Origin of the sequence: Nonomuraea sp. NPDC050536 (assembly GCF_044457685.1) — a bacterium.
Lineage (GTDB): Bacteria > Actinomycetota > Actinomycetes > Streptosporangiales > Streptosporangiaceae > Nonomuraea.
Map to the genome: position 1 here is coordinate 470,506 of NZ_JBITHD010000004.1, position 19,455 is coordinate 489,960.

Annotated in this window: 18 protein-coding genes; 5 read left to right on the forward strand and 13 right to left on the reverse strand. The window is 71.7% G+C overall.

Annotation, left to right across the window (positions count from 1 at the left end):
• The first annotated feature begins 20 nt into the window (after window positions 1-20).
• Window positions 21-830 carry a helix-turn-helix domain-containing protein gene (locus ACIBHX_RS15395; protein WP_397067701.1) on the forward strand — a complete coding sequence of 270 codons (810 nt, stop codon included), beginning with the start codon at window positions 21-23 and terminating at the stop codon, window positions 828-830.
• 11 nt (window positions 831-841) lie between these two features.
• On the opposite strand, the gene ACIBHX_RS15400 is transcribed toward ACIBHX_RS15395, so the two are convergent.
• Together ACIBHX_RS15400 and ACIBHX_RS15405 are read right to left on the reverse strand one after the other, a co-directional pair.
• Window positions 842-1,912: an amidohydrolase family protein gene (locus tag ACIBHX_RS15400; protein ID WP_397067702.1), complete on the reverse strand. Its 1,071-nt coding sequence runs from the start codon at window positions 1,910-1,912 to the stop codon at window positions 842-844.
• A gap of 52 nt (window positions 1,913-1,964) precedes the next feature.
• On the reverse strand, window positions 1,965-2,891 hold the full coding sequence (locus ACIBHX_RS15405; RefSeq protein ID WP_397067703.1) for a Ppx/GppA family phosphatase: 927 nt from the start codon (window positions 2,889-2,891) through the stop codon (window positions 1,965-1,967).
• A gap of 143 nt (window positions 2,892-3,034) precedes the next feature.
• On the opposite strand from ACIBHX_RS15405, the gene ACIBHX_RS15410 reads away from it, so the two are divergent.
• Both ACIBHX_RS15410 and ACIBHX_RS15415 read left to right on the forward strand, forming a co-directional pair.
• Window positions 3,035-3,850, forward strand: a complete 816-nt coding sequence (locus ACIBHX_RS15410) for a formylglycine-generating enzyme family protein (protein WP_397067824.1) — start codon at window positions 3,035-3,037, stop codon at window positions 3,848-3,850.
• A gap of 4 nt (window positions 3,851-3,854) precedes the next feature.
• Window positions 3,855-4,988, forward strand: coding sequence for a UDP-N-acetylglucosamine--N-acetylmuramyl-(pentapeptide) pyrophosphoryl-undecaprenol N-acetylglucosamine transferase (locus ACIBHX_RS15415; RefSeq protein WP_397067704.1), 1,134 nt, complete (start codon window positions 3,855-3,857; stop codon window positions 4,986-4,988).
• 129 nt (window positions 4,989-5,117) lie between these two features.
• Here ACIBHX_RS15415 and ACIBHX_RS15420 read toward each other — a convergent pair whose 3' ends face one another.
• From ACIBHX_RS15420 to ACIBHX_RS15435, 4 genes are read right to left on the reverse strand one after another with little or no spacing between them, the layout of a single operon-like run.
• Window positions 5,118-6,011 carry a hypothetical protein gene (locus tag ACIBHX_RS15420; RefSeq protein WP_397067705.1) on the reverse strand — a complete coding sequence of 298 codons (894 nt, stop codon included), beginning with the start codon at window positions 6,009-6,011 and terminating at the stop codon, window positions 5,118-5,120.
• Window positions 6,012-6,022: 11 nt separating this feature from the next.
• Window positions 6,023-6,931: a hypothetical protein gene (locus ACIBHX_RS15425; RefSeq protein WP_397067706.1), complete on the reverse strand. Its 909-nt coding sequence runs from the start codon at window positions 6,929-6,931 to the stop codon at window positions 6,023-6,025.
• 33 nt (window positions 6,932-6,964) lie between these two features.
• Window positions 6,965-7,852, reverse strand: a complete 888-nt coding sequence (locus tag ACIBHX_RS15430; RefSeq protein ID WP_397067707.1) for a hypothetical protein — start codon at window positions 7,850-7,852, stop codon at window positions 6,965-6,967.
• A 48-nt stretch (window positions 7,853-7,900) separates the two neighbouring features.
• A complete protein-coding gene (locus ACIBHX_RS15435) occupies window positions 7,901-9,280 on the reverse strand; it encodes a hypothetical protein (RefSeq protein WP_397067708.1) in 1,380 nt (459 codons plus the stop codon).
• A gap of 113 nt (window positions 9,281-9,393) precedes the next feature.
• Between ACIBHX_RS15435 and ACIBHX_RS15440 the strand changes: the two genes are divergently transcribed.
• Together ACIBHX_RS15440 and ACIBHX_RS15445 are read left to right on the forward strand one after the other, a co-directional pair.
• Window positions 9,394-10,050, forward strand: a complete 657-nt coding sequence (locus tag ACIBHX_RS15440) for a response regulator transcription factor (RefSeq protein ID WP_397067709.1) — start codon at window positions 9,394-9,396, stop codon at window positions 10,048-10,050.
• Window positions 10,047-11,219, forward strand: a complete 1,173-nt coding sequence (locus tag ACIBHX_RS15445; RefSeq protein ID WP_397067710.1) for a sensor histidine kinase — start codon at window positions 10,047-10,049, stop codon at window positions 11,217-11,219. The genes ACIBHX_RS15440 and ACIBHX_RS15445 overlap by 4 nt, the downstream gene beginning before the upstream one ends.
• Here ACIBHX_RS15445 and ACIBHX_RS15450 read toward each other — a convergent pair whose 3' ends face one another.
• From ACIBHX_RS15450 to ACIBHX_RS15480, 7 genes are all read right to left on the reverse strand, one after another.
• Entirely contained in the window at window positions 11,220-11,750 is a 531-nt protein-coding gene (locus ACIBHX_RS15450) for an energy-coupling factor transporter transmembrane component T family protein (protein WP_397067711.1), read from the reverse strand.
• Window positions 11,747-12,421 carry an energy-coupling factor ABC transporter ATP-binding protein gene (locus ACIBHX_RS15455; RefSeq protein WP_397067712.1) on the reverse strand — a complete coding sequence of 225 codons (675 nt, stop codon included), beginning with the start codon at window positions 12,419-12,421 and terminating at the stop codon, window positions 11,747-11,749. The genes ACIBHX_RS15450 and ACIBHX_RS15455 overlap by 4 nt, the downstream gene beginning before the upstream one ends.
• Window positions 12,422-13,570 (reverse strand): thiolase family protein, encoded by a 1,149-nt coding sequence (locus ACIBHX_RS15460; protein ID WP_397067713.1) that lies wholly within the window; start codon window positions 13,568-13,570, stop codon window positions 12,422-12,424.
• A gap of 1 nt (window position 13,571) precedes the next feature.
• The gene (locus tag ACIBHX_RS15465; RefSeq protein ID WP_397067714.1) at window positions 13,572-14,798 is read right to left on the reverse strand and encodes an AMP-binding protein; all 1,227 of its coding nucleotides are present in this window, start codon (window positions 14,796-14,798) and stop codon (window positions 13,572-13,574) included.
• 2 nt (window positions 14,799-14,800) lie between these two features.
• A complete protein-coding gene (locus ACIBHX_RS15470) occupies window positions 14,801-15,388 on the reverse strand; it encodes a biotin transporter BioY (RefSeq protein WP_397067715.1) in 588 nt (195 codons plus the stop codon).
• A 97-nt stretch (window positions 15,389-15,485) separates the two neighbouring features.
• Window positions 15,486-17,342 carry a propionyl-CoA synthetase gene (locus tag ACIBHX_RS15475; RefSeq protein WP_397067716.1) on the reverse strand — a complete coding sequence of 619 codons (1,857 nt, stop codon included), beginning with the start codon at window positions 17,340-17,342 and terminating at the stop codon, window positions 15,486-15,488.
• Window positions 17,343-17,385: 43 nt separating this feature from the next.
• Window positions 17,386-19,269 (reverse strand): amino acid transporter, encoded by a 1,884-nt coding sequence (locus ACIBHX_RS15480; RefSeq protein ID WP_397067717.1) that lies wholly within the window; start codon window positions 19,267-19,269, stop codon window positions 17,386-17,388.
• Window positions 19,270-19,455: the final 186 nt, after the last annotated feature.

Here is a 19,455-nt window from a genome sequence, read left to right on the forward strand (position 1 = left end):
GACGGGACGATAATCGCCGCATGATGCAGGACCGGCCGGTCGGTGAGCTGCTACGCGAGTGGCGGCACCGCAGAGGGCTCAGCCAGCTCGACCTGGCGATCCAGGCGGACGTGTCCGCAAGGCACGTCAGCTTCGTGGAGACGGGACGGACCATTCCCAGCAGCGTGATGGTGTTGCGGCTGGCCGAGCATCTGGGCGTCCCGTTGCGGGAACGCAACCGCCTGCTGGTCGCGGCCGGGCACGCACCCGTCGTCCGCGAACGCCCGCTGGAAGACCCGCACCTGGCCTCGGCACGGAATGTCCTGATGCAGATCCTGCGGGGGCACGAACCGTATCCGGCGCTCGCCGTGGACCGTCGCTGGAACATGCTGTTCGCCAACACCGCGATCGACGTCTTCCTGGAGGGCGTCGACGCAGCGTTGCTGCAACCGCCGGTCAACATGATGCGACTGGGCCTGCATCCGGGCGGGTTCGCGCCGCGGCTGCGCAACCTCGGGCAGGTCCGCGCCTACCTACTGCCCCGGCTCGCCCGTCAGGTGGCGCAGAGCGGCGAGCCAGAGCTGAGCGCGCTGTATGAGGAACTGCTGTCCTACGGCCCCGCCGACGATCCGCCGCCGCCCGATCCAGCCGACATCGCGCTGCCCATCCGCATCCACCATCGCGGAGCGGAGCTGTGCTTCATCAACACCATCACCACATTCGGCGCTGCCTTCGACGTCACCCTGGAAGAGATCGCCGTCGAGGCATACTTCCCCGCCGACGACGCCACCGCCCGCTTCTTCCTAACGGAAGCCGCTGCACCCCAAGCCTTCAATGACAAGTTCCGGTGAAGAGCCCGAGGCTAGTGGTCGTGGTCGCAGGAGACGCGGGCTCGCTCCAGCTCGGTGGGGTTGTTCCACCAGAATCCCGCGGTGCTCGGGTGTGCGGGGACACGGGCTTTGATCTTGCCGGGAGGCGCCAAGGCACCAGGCGCGGCTTGGTCGGTGGCCGTTGACGACGGGTACGGCGCGAGCAACTGCTCAACCGTGTGGTGCCTCCCGCCGACGACGGCGGCGGTGACGTTCGCGGCGTCCTCAATTCGGGACAGCGGGTCACCGTCGACGATGGCCAGATCGGCGTACATGCCTTTGCCGATCCTGCCCAGCGGTTGGCCGAGGTATCTCCCGGACGTGCCGGTCGCGCTGGTGAGCGCCTCCAGTGGGGTCAGGCCGTACTTGACCATGGCTCCCAGGTTCATGTGCAGGCTGACCGCGAGGTGATCGATCGGTGCGTCGGTGCCGGCGGTGACGACGCCGCCGCCGCGGATCATCGCCACCAACTGCGCGACCTGGTTGGCCAGGTTCGCCCTGATCACCGTCTGGTCGGTGGTTTGCGCGGAGGTGACCGACGCCTGTAGCTTCGCCATCCGCCAGTTCGGGTAGAGCCTGCGGACCCGTTCGTCGGTGTCCTCCTTGTACAGGGTGCTTGAGCTGAACAAGGTGGGGGTGCGGGCCATCTTCGACGCGTTGAACATGGAGAGGACGTCTGAGTAGGCGGAGCCGACATTGGTGACGGTGCGTGAGTAGCCGAACCGGTTGGTCGCGCCGACATGCTCGGTCTGGTCGCCGCCCATCGCGATCGCCGGGTAGTGGTAGTGGGACGAGACCTGTTTGACACCGTCCCACATGCGGCCGGCGTGGATGACGACCTGGTCGGGGCCGGGATCGTTGCGCCAGGACAGCTGGACAGGGATGGACCGGCCGGACGTGCCGTCGACGTTGACGGTCTTCAGCCGCCTGCCGTTCAGGTAGAGCAGTGTCGTGGAGTCGCCGGCCCAGGTCGGGGAGTCGGACAGCTCTCGGGTGACCTGCCGGGCCGGGCCGGTGGGTCGTCCGGTCTTGTCGACCGGCAGGACCCACAGGAGGGACTCCATCGCGCCGAGCGGTTGAAATGGATCTGCGGGCGGCCAGATCGCGCTGCTGGCCTCAGGGGAGGATGTCGAGGCGGCGGAGGATGACGCCTTCGCGGAGGGCCCAGGGGCAGACTTCCAGGCGGTCGACCTCGAAGAGGTCCATGGCGGCGTCCGCGACAAGGGCTCCGGCGGCCAGCTGGATGGCGCGGCCTTCGGAGACCCCGGAGAGCTGGGCGCGTTCGGCGGAGCTCAGGGTGGTGAGTTTGGCCGCCCAGTCGGCCATGGACTCGCGGGTGAGCGAGCGGGACACGTAGAGGCCGTCGCTGGAGGGGGCCGCCCCGGCGATGCGGGCCAGCTGCTTGAAGGTCTTGGAGGTGGCCACGGCCCGGTCAGGCGCGCCGTACCTGGCGACGTCGCCGACCGTGCGGGCGATCTCGGCGCGCACGTGCTTGCGGAGCTTGCGGACCTCGTCGGCGGGCGGCGGGTCGGCGGTGAACCAGCCGCGCGTCAGCCGCCCCGCGCCGAGCGGCAGCGACACGGCGACGTCGGGCTCCTCGTCGACGCCGGCGGCGATCTCCAGCGAGCCACCCCCTATGTCGAAGGCCAGCAGCCGCCCCGACGACCAGCCGAACCAGCGGCGCACGGCCAGGAACGTCAGGCGGGCCTCGTCCCGCCCCGACAGGACCTGCAGGTTGACCCCGCAACGCTGCTCGACCCTGGCCAGGACCTCCTCACCGTTGGCGGCCTCGCGGACGGCGGAGGTGGCGAAGGCGAGGAAGTCCTCGACGCCCTTGTCCTCGGCGATGCGCAGCGCTTCCTCGGTGAAGTCGCCCAGCCGCTCGATGGCCTCGTCCGTCAGGCGGTTCTCGGCGTTGATCAGCTCGTTGAGGCGCAGCTCCTCCTTGTGGGAGTACGCCGGGATCGGCCGGGCGCCGCGGTGGGCGTCGACGACCAGTAAATGGACAGTGTTCGAACCGATGTCCAGCACGCCGAGTCGCATGTTGATGACGCTACCGGTATGCGGCCGGTACGGCGAAGCAGGCTACCCTTCCTCGGGTGGGAAGCGCGTGTTGCGGGCCGAGCAGGGATGCGCAGGCTCCGCCGTACCAGGTCAGGGTCGAGCCGAGGCATCAGCCGCGCGGCATGGTGCGCATCCCGGGCGGGACGTTCCTGATGGGCGGCGACGACCCCGACGGGCGCCCCGAGGACGGCGAGGGTCCGGTCCGCGAGGTACGGCTGGCACCGTTCCTGATCGACCCGGCGTGCGTGACGAACGCCCAGTTCGCCACGTTCGTGAAGGAGACCGGGTACGTCACGGAGGCGGAGTCGATCGGCTGGTCGTTCGTGTTCCGCCAGTTCGCCAGGCACGGGATCATGGACGCGACCGTGCCGCAGGCCCCCTGGTGGGTGGGCGTGGAGGGCGCGACGTGGCGCTCCCCCGAGGGTCCCGGCTCGTCGATCTCGGCCAGGCAGAACCACCCGGTCGTGCACGTGTCGTGGAACGACGCCGGCGCCTACGCCACGTGGGCGGGCAAGCGGCTGCCGACCGAGGCCGAGTGGGAGATGGCCGCCCGCGGCGGCCTGGAGCGCAAGCGGTACCCGTGGGGCGACGAGCTGGCGCCCCACGGCAGGCAGCGGTGCAACATCTGGCAGGGCCACTTCCCCAGCGCGCCGAGCAAGGGAACGATGCCGGTGAAGTCGTTCCAGCCCAACGGCTACGGCCTGTACAACGTCTCGGGAAATGTCTGGGAGTGGACGGCCGACTGGTGGGACACCGCATGGGAGCCGCGCGCCGAGAACCCGGCGGGCCCGGAAACGGGAACAGCCAAGGTCATGAGGGGCGGGTCGTACATGTGCCATGATTCCTACTGCAACCGGTATCGGGTGGCGGCGAGGACGGCGAACACGCCTGACTCGTCGACCGGGCACACCGGGTTCCGCTGTGCGGCCATACTCTGATCGCATGTCACGAACCCTGCGACTGCTGATCACCGGTGGCGGCACCGGCGGTCACACCTACCCGGCCCTCACCACCCTGTCCGCGGTGCAGCGGCGCCAGTTGCCGCTCGACGTGTTGTGGGTGGGCACGGCGAACGGGTTGGAGGCCCGCATCACCGCCGAGCACGGCATCCCGTTCAAGGCGATCACCACGGGCAAGCTGCGCCGCCGGCCGAACATCAAGGAGCTGGGCACCAACATCGCCGACGTGTTCCGCATCCCGGTGGGCGTCGCGCAGGCGGTGGGCCACGCGGCCCGCTACCTGCCGGACGTGGTGCTGTCGACGGGCGGCTACGTGGCGGTGCCGATCGGGGTGGCGGCCAAGCTGATCAGGCGGCCGCTGGTGATGCACGAGCAGACGACCGTGGTGGGGTTGGCCAACCGGATCCTGGCACGGCTGGCGACCAGGATCGCGCTGTCGCACGAGTCGTCGCTTGAGTACCTGCCGGCCTCGGCGCGGGCCAAGGCCGTGGTGACCGGCAACCCGATCAGGCCCGAGCTGCTGCAGGGCAACAAGGCGGCCGCCTACGACCTGTTCGGGCTGACCTTCGAGGTGCCGCTGATCTACGTGACCGGCGGCGCGCAGGGCAGCAAGCAGATCAACACGCTGATCGCGGAGGCGCTGCCGCGGCTGTTGCCGCACGCGCAGATCGTCCATCAGTGCGGGCCCGCGTGGATCGACCAGATGCGGGCGATCGCGCTGCCTGCCGGGCTCGTGGACCGCTACCACCCGGTCCCCTACGTCGGGTCGGAGCTGGCTGACCTGTTCGCGGCGGCGGACGTGGTGATCTCGCGCAGCGGCGCGGGCACGGTCTCGGAGCTGACGGCCATCGGCAAGCCGTCGGTGCTGATCCCGCTGATCCCGACGGGCGGCGACGAGCAGCGCAAGAACGCCGGCTACCTGGCGTCGTCGGGCGCCGCCCGGACCTTCCTCGAGCCCAACCCCACGGCGGACCAGCTCCTGGCCGAACTCATGCCTCTGCTGGCGGACCCGGCACTGCGCGCGTCCATGGCCGAGGCGGCCTCCAAGCTCGGCCGCCTGGACGCCGCCGACGCGCTCTGCGACCTGCTGCTGTCCACCGCCCAGCCGGCCGCCTAGTACCCGAGCCGAACGGCGGTTTGGTGGAGGTCGGCTTGTTCGGCATCCAGCCCTGGCGCAGGCGCACGACCAGGGCCCGGTGGGCGTGCATGAGGCGGATGTCGGCCGGGTCCAGGGCAGGGTCGACGATCATGACTCGCCGGGCAGGTGTCTGAAGGCTTCGTGGGCGGAGGTGATGCTGCGGCGCAGGGCCTGTTCCAGCTGGTCGGCCTCCTGAGCCAGCCGGGTGATCTCCGGTACGGCGAAGCTGTCCGCGCCCGATTCCGCGACGAGCTCCTCGTATTCACCCAGACGCCCGCGTAGTTCCTCGATCTGGTGGTGGGCGCGGTAGGCGCGTTCCGCCTCGGCGACGTTGGTGGCGTAACGTTCGAGGGCCTCCACCCGGGCGACGACGGCGTCCTCGCTGCTGTCCAGGGCGCGGGCCAGGGGTTCCGCGACGGCGGCGACCTCGGGGGTGAGGCCTTCCGAGACCGTCTGCCGGTGCTTGGCGCGCAGGGCGGACAGCTTGGCCAGCAGCCGGGCGATCTCCCACTCCTGGGCGGGCAGCATGACCGCGTTGCGCACACCGTCGAGCAGCCCCTCGGCGTTGACGGAGGAGTAGGTGACCGCCCTGATCGCGGACTGGGCGCGGGCGAGCAGGCGCTGCGAGGCCTCGTCCAGCTCCTCTGGCAGCACGTACTGGCCCTCGTAACAGCGGGCCCGCTGATAGGTCTCCCGGTCGGTGCGCACGCCGTCGCCCTCGGGGATGTCGGCGCCGACGAGGGACATGATGATCAGCGGGACACCGATCACGCCGAGGAGCAGGGCGCCCGTGCTGGTGCCCACGATCCCGGAGATCATCAGCATCAGGAGGATCGTGAGCAGGCCGACGATCACCACGCTCACGCGAGCGAGGCGGCCTGCCCGGCGGGGCGGCGGGTCGGGCACCCAACCGCGGCGCATTCTGGACAGCAGGTGCGGGTTGTCGTGGAGTAACGAAGCGTCCTCGGGTGGTACCCCCGGATCGACCACCATTTCCGCCATGCATATGGATCTTAGTCGCGCAGGTGGCGAAACGCCTCGTGTGCCGACTTCACGCTGTCGCGCAGCGCCTGTTCGAGCCGGTCGGCGTCCTCGGACAACCGGCCCAGCTCCGGGACCGCAGACCCGTCGGCCCCGGACTCGGCCAGCAGTTCCTCGTAGCGGGGCAGCTTGGCGCTGAAGCGCTCGATCTGGTTGCGCGCCCGGTAGGCGCGCTCGGCCTCGCCGACGTGCCCGGCGTAACGTTCCAGCGCCTCGACGCGGGCGGTGACCGCCTGGTGGCTGATGGCCAGCGCCTCGGCCAGGGGTTCCGCGACAGCGGCCACCTCGGGGGTGATGCCCTCGGCGACGACCTCCTCGTGCTCGGCGCGCAGCGCCGACAGCTTGGCCAGCAGCCGGGCGATCTCCCACTCCTGGGCGGGCAGCATGACGGCGTTACGCACACCGTCGAGGAGCCCCTCGGCGTTGACGGTGGAGTCGGTGACGCCCTGGATGGCGGCCTGCGCCCGGCCGAGCAGCGTCCTGCCCGGCTCGTCGAGGTCCTCGCGGACCACGTAGTGGCCCTCGTACTTGCGGGCGCTGTCGTAGATGTCAAGCTCGGCGGCCCTGATCCGCTCGATCTCGGTGTTCCTGCGCGGGATCAGCAGCACGCCCATGATCAGCAGCGCGGCGGCCGACATCGCGACCACGAAGGCGGAGTAGGCGCCGTCGCGGAACAGCCCGAGCCCGATGAGCACGGCGGCCACGGCGCTCACGCTGAAGACGGCGCGTAAGGCGACGCCGATCACGGGCGCGGGGCGCTTGTAGTCGGGCGCCCAGCCCGTGCGCATCCGGGAGAGGATCTTGCGATTCTGCCGCAGCAGCTCCGCCATTTCCTCCGGCACGGCCGGATCTACGACCACCTTCGCAAGACGCCCGGGCACACTTCGGATCCTAAGTGGCGGTCTGTCCGGATGTCAGCCTTCGAGATAGCGGAAGGCCTCCTGCGCCGAGGTGACACTTCGCCGCAGAACGCGCTCGAGGTCGTCGGCGTCCCGCGCCAGCCGCTCGAGCTCCGGTACGGCCAGCGCGTCGGCCCCCGACTCGGCCAGCAGCTCCTCGTAGCGCGGCAGCCGGGCGCGCAGCTCCTCGATCTGGCCGCGGGCGTGGTAGGCGCGCTCGGCCTCGGCGACGTGCTCGGCGTAGCGTTCCAGGGCCTCGACGCGGGCGGTGACCGCTTCCTGGCTGATGGCCAGGGCCCCCTCCAGATGCTCGACGACGGCGGCCACCTCGGGCGCGATACCGCGTTCGAGCAGCTCGACGTGCTCGGCGCGGAGCGCGGACAGCTTGGCGAGCAGCCGGGCGATCTCCCACTCCTGCTCGGGCAGGAGCAAGGCGTTGCGCGGGCCGTCCAGCAGCCCTTCCGCGTTGACGTGGGAGTGCAGGACGAGCGTGCCGGCCTGCTGCGCGCGCCGTAGCAGCGCGGCGGCCTCCTCGTCGAAGTCCTCGGGCAGCAGGTAGCGGCCGTCGTTCAGGCGGGCCTTCTCCAGCAGCTCGCGCTCGCGCGGCCGTTCGCCGGGGGGCACCTCGTTGATCGAGGCGATGCGGATCAGCACCACGAAGACGAACGCCCCTAACAGCACGAACCCGACGGGCCGTATCGGGGACTCCAGCAGGACGGCCATGAGCGCGAGGACGACGGGCGTGGCGGCCAGCAGCGCGACGTGCGACGGGCTCCTGTGCCGTGGCTCGGGTACGGCGGGCGGAGGCACCCATCCGGCCCTGATCCTGGACAGCAGGTGGGGGTTCGCGCGCAGCAGCCCGGCGATCTCCGGGGCGACTCCCGGATCGACCACCACTCCCACGCCCTGCCCTGGCACCCTGGCGCCCCCAACGCTCGTGATGCTCGCATGCTACGGAACATTTCGCCCGTGTGTGCGGGTGCGGAGGGCCATCGCCGCCGCGATGCAGGCGAAGGGGATCGCCGGGGTGACGTAGCGCTGGTCGAAGTCGAGGACCGCGACGGGCCCGACGAGCAGGGCTACTGAGAAGGCCCATGGCAGCAGTGCCCGCCTGTCGCGCCAGAGCCCGCCCACCCCGCCGGCTAGCAGGATCAGCCCGAACACCGGAGCGTGCAGGACCCACGGGTAGGTGTAGGCGGACAGGACCGTGCCGTACGGCTCGACGGAGGTCAGCCCGTGGATGTCCGGGTCGTACTCGGCCTTCACCTTGTCGATCAGCGGCTGCCCGGCGGGCAGCGTCATGGAGACGTGCGGGAACGACAGCCCGGACGAGACCCGCCGGGGGTGCGCCACCGGGATCCAGGTGAAGGCCAGCGAGGTGTCGGCGGCCACGTTCCGCAGGTAGTCCAGCGGCTGGGCGAGGATGGCCGCGACGGCGAACCGCTTGGCGAGGGCGTTGGCGGCGTACCGGCCTCCTGGCATCAGGTTGATCGAGGCGTGGGCATCCCACACGTACTCCGAGGCGGCGTCGAGCCGGGTCCCGTTGGGGCACAGCCGGGCCAGGTCCCGGGGCGGCTCGATCACCCGGCAGTCGGCGAACGTCATGGTCCTGGCCCACAGCGACACCCCGTCGGCCCCGGTCAGCGTGAAGCGCCCGTAAGCCGCCTGGAACCAGCCCGCGTAGGCCACCAGCGGCAGCGCTCCGGCGGCGACGGCCACGGCCACCGGGCGCCATCCGGCCCGCCGTACCAGCAGGTAGCCGACCACCAGCACCAGCAGCGGGGCGGCGGCCGTGCGGGTCAGCCCGGCCAGGGCGACGAGCAGCGCGCTCACCGCGGCCGCCCTGGCCGTGACCCGCTCGTGCCACATGAGCACGGCGAGCGCGGCCAGCAGGAGGGCGTAGACCTGCAGGTCCGACAGGATGGCGTGCTCCTGGCGCAGGAAGGCCGGGTCGAACAGCACCGGCACGCACGCCAGCGTCGCGCCCCAGGCGGGCACGGCGTACCGGCGCAGCAGCAGGTAGATCAGCACGGCCACGCCGAGCCCGAGCGCGTGCTGGATCCCGGCGATCACCTGGACGCTGTGGAAGGGCCGCAGCAGCCACAGGAACCAGGAGTAGCCGGCCGGGTGGAACTGCTCGCCGGGCCGCGGGTGCACGGCCATGTCGAGATACTCGAACGAGTCGTACCAGTAGACCTGCGCGCTGTCGTAGGCGAGCATGATGAGCACCCGAAGCGCCGCGGCAGGCACGAGGACGAGCAGGAACAACCGGTGGCGGGGCCCGGCGACGGGAACGTCGGCGACGACGCCCGGCGGGCTCAGGACGGTCATGGAGCGGCAGTTCAGCGGGTGACCGCTAACCTGAACGTCACCACATGTGGTTATGCCCGCGTTATGCGAATTACGGGAAGATGCCGGGCATTTCGAGCTTTTAGGGGGCGCGGGTGCGGGTTCTGGTCGCCGAGGACGAGCGCATGCTCGCCGACTCGATCGCCGAGGGGCTGCGCGGTGAGGCGCTGGCGGTCGACGTGGCCTACGACGGCGAGGCGGCTCTGCAGCGGCTGGGCGTCAACGAGTACGACGTGCTGATCCTGGACAGGGACCTGCCGCAGGTGCACGGCGACGACGTCTGCAGGACCGTCGTCGACAGGGGCTGGCTGGTGCGGGTGCTGATGCTGACCGCGGCTTCCGATGTGCGCGCACGGGTGGCGGGGCTGTCGCTGGGGGCCGACGACTACCTGCCCAAGCCGTTCGCGTTCGAGGAGCTGGTGGCGCGGGTGCACGCGCTGGGCCGCCGGGCCCGACCCGCGGACCGGCCGATGCTGGAGCGGGCCGGGATCCGGCTGGACTGGGCGCACCGGCAGGTGTTCCGCGACGGGGTGTACGTGCCGCTGGCCCGGAAGGAGTTCGGCGTGCTGGCCGAGCTGCTGCGGGCACAGGGGGCGGTGGTCTCGGCGGAGGAGTTACTCGAGCGGGTGTGGGACGAGCACATCGACCCGTTCACCAACACGGTGCGCACCACGATGATGAAGCTGCGCAAGAAGCTGGGCGAGCCACAGGTCATCGAGACCGTTCCCGGATCGGGGTACCGCATTCCATGAGCATCCGGCTGCGTTTCTCCCTGGCCTGCGCCGGGGTGTTCTTCGTCCTGGCCGCGCTGGTGCTCGTCGGGATCTACGTGGTGGTACGGCAGAGCCTGGACTACCGCGCCGGGCTGCTCACGCCGAGCAGCATCCTGATCAACAGGCCCTGGGGGGTCAACGAGTTCCAGCGGTTCGACGACTACTACGAGGTGGCCAGGCAGCGGGCCATGCAGGTGCGGGCCGTCTATCAGGCCGACACGCTGTCCAACGTCCGGACCGTGGGCGCGCTGGCGGTGCTCGCCGGCACGGCGGCGGCCTTCGGCATCGGGTGGCGGGCGGCGGGGTGGGTGCTGCGCCCGCTGAGCAACGTGACCGCCTCGGCCCGCGGTATCGCGCAGAGCCAGGACCTGAGCGAGCGGATCGGCTACGAGGGGCCACGCGACGAGCTCAAGGAGCTCACCGAGATCTACGACACGATACTCGGCAGGCTGGCCCGTTCCTTCGACGGGCAGCGCAGGTTCGTGGCCAACGCCTCGCACGAGCTGCGCACCCCGCTGACGATCAACAGGACTCTGGTGGACGTGGCGGTGCGCAGGCCCGACGCCACCGAGGACGTGCGGCGGCTGGGTGAGTCGCTGCTGCTGGTCAACGCGCGCCACGAGCGGCTCATCGACGGGCTGCTCGCTCTGACGGAGGGCGAGCAGGCGGTGCTCGACCGCCGGCCGTTCGACCTGCAGGACGTGGCCGAGCACGTGCTGGACCAGGCGGCGGCCGAGGCGGCCGAGCGCGAGGTGACGATCCACCGGCTGCTCGACCCCGCGCCGACCGCGGGCGAGGCGGTGCTGGTGGAGCGGCTCGTGCAGAACCTGGTGGAGAACGCGATCCGGCACAACCAGCCCAAGGGCGAGGTGTGGGTGACGACCCGGCGCCGCGGCGGCCCGGCGGCCGGCGTCGTGGAGCTGGTGGTGGCCAACACCGGGCTGCAGGTGGCACCGTACGAGATCGAGACGATCTTCGAGCCGTTCCGCCGGCTGCACGGTGACCGGCTGCGCTCCGACCGGGGCAGTGGGCTGGGCCTGTCGATCGTGCGGGTCATCACCGAGGCGCACGATGGCACAGTGGTGGCCAGCCCGCGCGAGGAGGGCGGCCTGACGATCTCGGTCGAGCTGCCGCTGCGGGAGCCGTGATCAGTCGTCGACGCCGCGCGCGCTCAGCGCCTCGCCGAGCGCGTCGGCGTGGCGCAGCGCGCTGACCAGCAGCGGCACGGCGAACGCGCGTACGCTGCGCTCCACTCCCCTGGCCCGCTGCGCCTCGCGCACCCGTACGGCCAGCTCGGCCATCACGGGCACGCTGCGCAGCGTGAGCGACAGCAGCAGCGACACCTTGGGCGGCACGCCGCGCCGGTCGAGCCAGGCCAGCAGTTCGGAGGTGGGCGTGGTGAGCGTCACGAGCCCCGCCAGCGCCACCGCGAGCAGGACCCGCAGCGTGGAGGAGATCGCGGTCGGCAGGTCGGCGAAGAGCAGCTGGCTGCAGAACAGCAGGACCGCGAACCAGCGCAGCGGCCGGATCTGCGCCCACGCCGCCGCGAGCCCGACCCGGGCGCCCGCGTAGAGCGCTGCGACGGCGACCGCGGCGCCTGCCAGCGCCCACGGCGAGCGCAGTAGCACCAGGACCGTGCATCCGGCGGCCAGCCCGAGCAGTTTGAAGCCGACGCTCACGACATGAGCCTGCGGTAGTAGCCGATCGCGGCGCCAGGCTCGTCGTCGGCCACGATCTTGCCCTCGTCGAGCACGAGCACCCGGTCGAAGCCCGACAGCAGCTCCAGGTCGTGGCTGACGACCACGACCTGCTGGTCCAGGCCGTTCACGAGGTCGGCCACGCGCCGCGAGTGGCGCAGGTCGAGCAGGGTGGTGGGCTCGTCCATGACCAGGATGTCGGGTTCGAGCACCATGACCGAGCAGAGCGCGAGCAGCTGCTTCTGACCGCCGGACAGCTGGTGCGCGGGGTGGGCGGCGTGCTCGCCCAGGCCGTACCGCTCCAGCACCTCACGCACGCGGGCGTCGACCTGCTGGCGGGTGAGACCCTTGCGGCGCAGGGAGAAGGCCACGTCCTCGGCCACGGTCGGCATGACGATCTGCGCGTCGGGGTCGGTGAACAGGAAGCCGACCCGCCGCCTGATCTTGGCGCCGTCGCGGCGGGTGTCCAGGCCGAGCACGGTCACGGTGCCCGAGGTCGGCCTGGCCAGGCCGTTGAGCAGGCGGGCGAGCGTGCTCTTGCCCGAGCCGTTGGCGCCGACGATGCCGACGTGCCGCTCGGCCAGCGTCAGCGTGATGCCGCGCAGCACGTCGCGCTCGCCCAGCCGCACGTGGACGTCGGCCAACTCGATCACTCACACCACCTCGAACAGGGCGGCGACTCCCAGGCCGCCGCCGACCGCGGCCGCGGCCAGGCCCAGAGTCCCCCGCAGCGCGCCCGAACGTACCAGGCGCGTGAACAACCTGGTGACGGCCACCGCGCCGGAGGCGCCCCAGGGGTGGCCGAGCGCCAGCGCGCCGCCGCCCGCGCAGACGCGGTCACGCTCGACGCCGAGGGCGTCGGTGACGGCCAGCACCTGGGCGGCGAACGCCTCCACGATCTCCACGGCTTGGATGGCTTCTATCCCGATAGCCGCCTCTTCCAGGCATTTCCTGATTGCGGGTACGGGGCCCCAGCCGGGCAGCTCGGGGTCGCAGCCGGCCACCGCGCCGGTGACGAGCCGCAGGCCCGGCCTGCCCGCGCGCAGCCGGTCGGGCACGACGGCCACGGCCGCGGCGCCGTCGCTGATGGGCGAGGAGTTTCCCGCGGTCACGGTCCCGCCCGCCACGAACGCCGCGGGCAGCCGGGCCAGCGACGCCGGCTTCAGCGGGCGTGGCCGCTGGTCGGTCGTGCGCCCCTCGATGGGGACGATCTCCTGCCCGAAGTCGGTGGCCAGCGCCCTGGCGTGGCTCTGGCAGGCGTAGGCGTCCTGCCGTTCCCTGCTGATCCCCCTGGCTTTCGCCAGTGCCTCCGCGGCGGGTCCCATGTCGGGGTCGGGCCAGCCCTCCGGCACGAAGGGCGCTCGCTGGTACGGCTCGGCCGCGCCCACCTGGGTCCGCAGCGGCGCCGTGGAGGCGCTCTCCACGCCTCCGGCGATCACCACGTCCATCGCGCCGCTGCCGATCGCCTGCGCGGCGACCAGGATGGCGGCCAGCCCGCTGCCGCACTGCCGGTCCACGGTCAGCCCCGGCACCTCGTGGCCGAGCCCGGCCGCCAGGGCCGCCACGCGGGCCAGATTCCCGCCGGGCCCCATGCAGTTGCCCAGCACGACGTCGTCCACCGGCAGCCCGCCCAGGTCGCCGGCCACGGCCGCGATCACGGGCGCGGCCAGCCGCTCGGCGGTCAGCTTCTTGAAGGCGTGCCCGGCCGTCCCGATGGGCGTCCGGCGCGCCGCCACGACGACCGGCGCGCCCGGCGGCGTCGTCCTCGGTGGTGGGGTCTGCGGGGTTTGGGTTCGTGGCACGTCAGAGTCGCTTCAGCTGGTCGAGTACGGCGGCGATGAGCGCCCGGGCGGGCTTGCCCGTCGGGGTGCGCGGCAGCGCGTCGGCGGTGTACCAGCGGCGGGGCCGCTGCACGGGGTCGAGCCCGCCGCGTGCCACCGCTTCGAGCGCCGCGCGCGAGGCGGATCCCTCGACGACGGCGGTCACGACGGAGCCCAGCTCCGGGTGCGGCGAGCCGAGCACGACCACGTCGCCCACGCCGGGTACGCGCCTGAGCACGGCCTCGACGTCCTCCGGCACGACGGTCGCGCCGCCGGTCTGGATCGCGCCGTCGCCCCTGCCCCGCAGCCGCAGCTTACCGCCGGGCCGGTACGGCTCGGCCAAGTCGCCGACCGTCGTCCAGCCGCCGGCGTCGCGGCGCAGGGGTCCCTCGGCTCCGGCGAGGTAGCCGTGGGCCAGCCAGGGAGAGCGCACCCACAGCTCGCCGTCCCTGACCTCGACCTCCACCTCGGGAAAGGGGCGCAGCCCCGTGCCGTCGGTGTCGACGGCGACGAACGACAGCTCGGTCGCGCCGTAGTAGGCGACCACGTTCAGCCCGGGCGGGCGCTCGTGCAGCGCCGCGCCGCCGACCACGGCCACGCGCAGCCGGTTGTCGTGCTCGAGCACGGCGGGCAGCTGGTGCGGCACCAGGTGCGCGGCCGTGGCGTCGCGCAGGTGCGCGGCCAGGTCTCCGGCGGGCCAGCGCCCCGGCATGACCGCGGTCGCCCCGGCGGCCAGGGTGTGCACGGCCGCGAAACCGTACAGGGAGGAGACCAGCGATCCCGGCACGAGCACGACGTCGTCGGGCCCGATCCCGGTGAGCGCGTCGAGATGCGGGAACGACCCGGCCCAGGACTCCCGGCTCCGCAGCACGGCCCGCGGCCTGCCTGTGCTGCCGGAGGTGAAGCACGCCCACCCGCCTGAAGGCAGGTCCGCCGGCATGCCGGACAGGACCGCGCAGCGGCGTTCCTCGGACCAGGTGGGGTCGCAGATGAGGGGGGTGGCGCCCGCGTGTTCGGCGGCGAGCGCGGCGGCGAGCAGGTCGATCGGGTCGGGCAGGGTGAGTGGGACGAGCTGACCGGGGCGGTGGCCCCGGTCCCGGGTGATCATCGCGGCGAGCTCGCCGTAGCTCACCTCGCCCGACGGGCCTCGCAGGGCCGGGTGGCGGGGACGTTCGGCGGCATGCCGTACCACCTGTGCGGCGAACGGCATGCTCAGCGCGACTCCGCCCGCACGCGTTCCTGGTGGACGGCGGGGATGGCGTCAGGATAGGCCCGGTGCGTGCCTCGGGCGATGATCGAGGCGAGCACCGCCTTGATCGCGTCGCCGGGCAGGAAGACCATGCTGAGCAGGGCCGCCTTGCCCAGCGACATGCCGGTGATGGCGGCCTGCACGGGGATACCGAAGGCGTAGATCACCAGGACGCCGCCCACCAGGCAGGCCGTGAGCAGGCGGACGATGCCGGGGTGGGTGCCGCCGCGCTCCACGATCCAGCCGGTGACGGCCGCGCCGGGGATCCAGCCGATGAGGAACCCGGCCGACGGCCCGAAGAACACGGCCAGCCCGCCGCGGCCGCCCGCGAGCAGGGGCAGCCCGACAGCAACGAGGATGAGCAGCACGGCGACCGCGAGCGCGGAGCGCCAGGTGCCCAGGATGGCGCCGGCCAGCATCACCCCGAAGGTCTGCAGGGTGATGGGGACGGCGTCGCCGAAGACGTTCAGTGCTCCGGGCAGGCCGAGCACCGCGATTACGGCGGCGAAGACCGCCACCCGGGCCAGATCGCCCACCATGGTTCGATTCATGAGGACGATCCCACACCACCGGGGTCATGTTCACGCATGTAGGAATCCCACAACATTCCTCAGCGGGTGTCGAACCCGCCCGCCAAACGCTCCTCGGTCAGAGCGACCTGGCGATCTCGTCGAGTGCGGCGGGATCCTCGATCGTGGAGGGTGTGGTGTAGGGGCGGCCGGCGGCGATGTCGCGCATGGTGCCGCGCAGGATCTTGCCCGAACGCGTCTTCGGCAGCTTCCCGACCACCACGGCTCGGCGGAAGGCGGCGACGGGCCCGATCCTGTCGCGGATCAAGCCGGTGAGCTCGCGCTCGACCTCCGCCGGGTCGCGCTCCGCGCCCGCCTTCAGCACCACGAACCCCACGGGCAACTGCCCTTTCAGCTCGTCGGCGACGCCGATGACCGCGCACTCCGCCACGTCCGGGTGGGAGGCGATGACCTCCTCCATCGCGCCGGTCGACAGCCGGTGGCCCGCCACGTTGATGACGTCGTCGATGCGGCCCATGACGTACAGGTAGCCGTCGTCGTCGAGGTACCCGCCGTCGCCGGTGAGGTAGTGGCCGGGGAAGCGCGACAGGTAGGCCTCGGCGAAGCGCTCGTCGTCGCGGTAGAGGGTGGGCAGGTTGCCGGGCGGCAGCGGCAGGCGCAGCGTGACCGCGCCCTCGACGCCGGGCGGGCACTGGTTGCCCTCGGGGTCCAGGATGCGCACGTCGTAGCCGGGCACGGGCTTGGTGGGCGAGCCCGGCTTGATCGGCAGGCGTTCGATGCCGACGCAGTTGGCGGCGATGGGCCAGCCGGTCTCGGTCTGCCACCAGTGGTCGATCACCGGGATGCCGAGCAGGTCGGAGGCCCAGTGGTAGGTGTCGGGGTCGAGCCGCTCCCCCGCCAGGAACAGGTACCGCAGGCCGGACAGGTCCCACTTCCCGGTGAACTGGCCCGCGGGGTCCTCCTTCTTGATGGCCCTGATCGCGGTCGGCGCGGTGAACAGGGTGCGTACGCCGTGGGTGGCCACGACCCGCCAGAACGCGCCGGGATCGGGGGTGCCGACGGGCTTGCCCTCGTACAGGACCGTCGTGCAGCCGGCCAGCAGCGGCCCGTAGACGATGTAGGAGTGGCCGACGACCCAGCCCACGTCGGAGGCCGCCCAGTACACCTCTCCTGGCGCGGCGCCGTAGACGTGCGACATGCTCCAGTGCAGCGCGACGGCGTGGCCGCCGTTGTCGCGCACGACGCCCTTGGGCACGCCGGTCGTGCCGGAGGTGTAGAGGATGTACAGCGGGTCGGTCGCGGCCACGCTCACGCAGTCGGCCGGGGCGGCCTGCGCCACGTTCGAGGCCCAGTCGACGTCACGGCCCTCGACCAGCTCAGCGGGAGACTGCTCCCGCTGCACGATCACGCAGTGGCCGGGCTGGTGGGTGGCTTGGGCGAGGGCGGCGTCCAGCAGCGGCTTGTAGGGCACGACCCGGGTGGGCTCGATCCCGCACGAGGCCGACACCACGACCTTGGGCTTGGCGTGGTCGATCCGCACGGCCAGCTCGTTGGCGGCGAAGCCGCCGAACACCACCGAGTGCACGGCGCCGAGCCGGGCGCAGGCCAGCATGGCGATGACGGCCTCGGGCACCATCGGCATGTACACGACCACGGTGTCACCGGCCTGGACGCCGAGCCCGCGCAGCATCCCGGCGGCCCGCCGTACCTCCTCGAGCAGCTCGGCGTAGGTGTAGGTGCGCTCGACACCGGTGACGGGGCTGTCATAGACGAGCGCGGCCTGGTCGCCGCGGCCCGCGGCGACGTGCCGGTCGAGGGCGTTGTGGCAGGTGTTCAGCCGCCCGTCGGGGAACCACCGGTTCCCCTCCGAGACGACGGAGGGCGGCCGGTCCCAGTCGATGCCGCGGGCAGCCTCCCCCCAGAAGCGCTCGGGTTCGTCGATGCTCGTCCGGTAGACCGCTTCAAAACCACCCATCCAACGATAAGACCAGGTCAGGGCCGAGACTTCAAGCAGGAACTCAGCCCACGTGCACCTGGGGCCTGCGCTGCAGGTCGGGCTCGGCCTGGCGGAGCACCTCGCGCGTCAGCGGCGGCACGTCGCCGCCGCCGAACAGCAGGTAGCGCAGCAGCGCCCCGATCGGGTTGCCCTCGGCCCAGTGGAAGTAGACGTGCGGGCGCCGCCCGGAGGTGTCACGCAGGTGGAGCAGGACGGCGGCGATCGTGTTCGGGATCGCGGCGCTCCGCACGGTCAGGACGCGGTAGCCGTGCCGCTCCTCGCCGTGCACGTGGATCTCGGACTCGAAGTCGGACGTGTCGCCGAGCGTGACCTCCAGGAAGATCATCGCCTCGGAGTCGGGCAGGTGGTGGTACTCGCGGGTCTCGCGGTCCTTCTCGCGGTACTCGGCCTCGTCGCGGGCGTCCGGCTCGTTGGCGACGATGCGCAGCTCGCCCGGCGGCAGCGAGTCGATCAGGCGCTTGGCCTCCTCGTCGAGGTCGATCGTGGTCGCTCGCAGCTCGGTCGAGCGGGTGGCCCGGGAGATCAGCGAGGTGACGATGATGGCCACGACGAAGAACACGGCGATCGACAGGCCGTCGGGCCGCTCGAAGACGTTGGCCGTGAACGTGTAGGCCAGGATCAGCGAGATCAGCCCGAACAGTGCCGCCGGCAGGCGGCGGCCCTGCCGGGCGACGGAGATCGTGACGGCCACGGCCGCCGACAGGATGAGGGCCAGCACGCCGGTGGCGTAGGCGCCGCCCTGCGACTCGACGTTGGCGCCGAACATGATCGTGATGCCGAACGAGATCGCGGTGAACACCAGCACGAGCGGCCGCACCGCGCGCGCCCAGTCGGGGGCCATGCCGTACCTGGGCAGGTAGCGGGGCACGATGTTGAGCAGGCCGGTCAGCGCCGAGGCGCCGGCGAACCAGAGGATCGCGATCGTGGAGATGTCGTAGGCGGTGCCGAACCAGTCGCCCAGGTACTCGTGAGCCAGGTAGGCCAGCGCCCGCCCGGCCGCCTTGCCGCCGGGCTGGAACTCGGCGGGCGGGATGAGCACGGCGGTGGCGAAGCCGCTGAAGACCAGGAATACGCTCATGATCAGCGCGGCGGTGGTCAGCAGCCGCTTGGCGCCCTGGATGCGGCGTTGCAGGTCGCCCTCGATCTGCGGCATCACCGCGACGCCCGTCTCGAAGCCGGACATGCCCAGCGCCAGCTTCGGCAGCGCGACCGCCGACAGCGCGATCATCGCCAGCGGGCTGCCGTGCCCGGCGGTGACCAGCGCGTCCTGCCAGTGGGCCACCAGCGACGGGGACGACAGCACCTTGCCGACCGCGATGCCCACCACGACCACGTTGAGCACCAGGTAGAGGGCCACCAGCGCGATGGCGAGCCCGATCGCCTCGCTGAAGCCGCGCAGGAAGATCGCGCCGAGGGCGGCGATGAGCAGCAGCGTGATCGGCACCTGCTGCCCGTCGAGCGCGTCGGGCACGAACGGGTTCTCCAGGATGTGCGCCGTGGCGTCGGAGGCCGACAGGGTGATCGTGAAGATGAACGCGGTGGCCACGAACCCGAGCAGCACGAGCACCAGCAGCTTGCCCCACCAGTGCGGCAGCAGCCGCTCCAGCATCGCGATCGAGCCCATCCCGTTGGGACTCTCCGCGGCGACGGCGCGGTAGGTGGGCAGCGCGCCGAACAGCGTCAGCGCCACCAGCATGAGTGTGGCGATCGGCGACAGGGCGCCCGCGGCCAGCGCGGCGATTCCCGGCTGGTAGCCCAGCGTGGAGAAGTAGTCGACGCCGGTCAGGCACATGACCTGCCACCAGGCGTGACGCTTGCCTGGATGCCCGTCGTGCATGCCCGAGGCGGGCTGCAGTCCGTGCAGCAGCCAGTTCCGTATTGACACCCGTTTACCCTTTCTTGACGCCCCCAGACCCTATAGGGCTCAGCCAGGCAAATGGCGGGACATTTCAGGGTGTGTCCGGGTACGGTGATCAGGCGGGGGTGGCTCCTGGGTGATTTCAGCGCGCCCGCTCTCCATCCCGCGAGGCCGTGCGGAGGTTCCGTGCGGCCTCTGTGCTGCCTGGGAGGA

Bases quoted from the DNA above. Each gene is read 5' to 3' on its own strand.
- ACIBHX_RS15400 (WP_397067702.1), bottom strand. From the start codon at position 1,912: ATGGAGTCCCTCCTGTGGGTCCTGCCGGTCGACAAGACCGGACGACCC.
- ACIBHX_RS15415 (WP_397067704.1), top strand. From the start codon at position 3,855: ATGTCACGAACCCTGCGACTGCTGATCACCGGTGGCGGCACCGGCGGT.
- ACIBHX_RS15410 (WP_397067824.1), top strand. From the start codon at position 3,035: ATGGTGCGCATCCCGGGCGGGACGTTCCTGATGGGCGGCGACGACCCC.
- ACIBHX_RS15470 (WP_397067715.1), bottom strand. From the start codon at position 15,388: ATGAATCGAACCATGGTGGGCGATCTGGCCCGGGTGGCGGTCTTCGCC.
- ACIBHX_RS15420 (WP_397067705.1), bottom strand. From the start codon at position 6,011: ATGGCGGAAATGGTGGTCGATCCGGGGGTACCACCCGAGGACGCTTCG.
- ACIBHX_RS15395 (WP_397067701.1), top strand. From the start codon at position 21: ATGATGCAGGACCGGCCGGTCGGTGAGCTGCTACGCGAGTGGCGGCAC.
- ACIBHX_RS15475 (WP_397067716.1), bottom strand. From the start codon at position 17,342: ATGGGTGGTTTTGAAGCGGTCTACCGGACGAGCATCGACGAACCCGAG.
- ACIBHX_RS15435 (WP_397067708.1), bottom strand. From the start codon at position 9,280: ATGACCGTCCTGAGCCCGCCGGGCGTCGTCGCCGACGTTCCCGTCGCC.
- ACIBHX_RS15405 (WP_397067703.1), bottom strand. From the start codon at position 2,891: ATGCGACTCGGCGTGCTGGACATCGGTTCGAACACTGTCCATTTACTG.
- ACIBHX_RS15465 (WP_397067714.1), bottom strand. From the start codon at position 14,798: ATGCCGTTCGCCGCACAGGTGGTACGGCATGCCGCCGAACGTCCCCGC.
- ACIBHX_RS15445 (WP_397067710.1), top strand. From the start codon at position 10,047: ATGAGCATCCGGCTGCGTTTCTCCCTGGCCTGCGCCGGGGTGTTCTTC.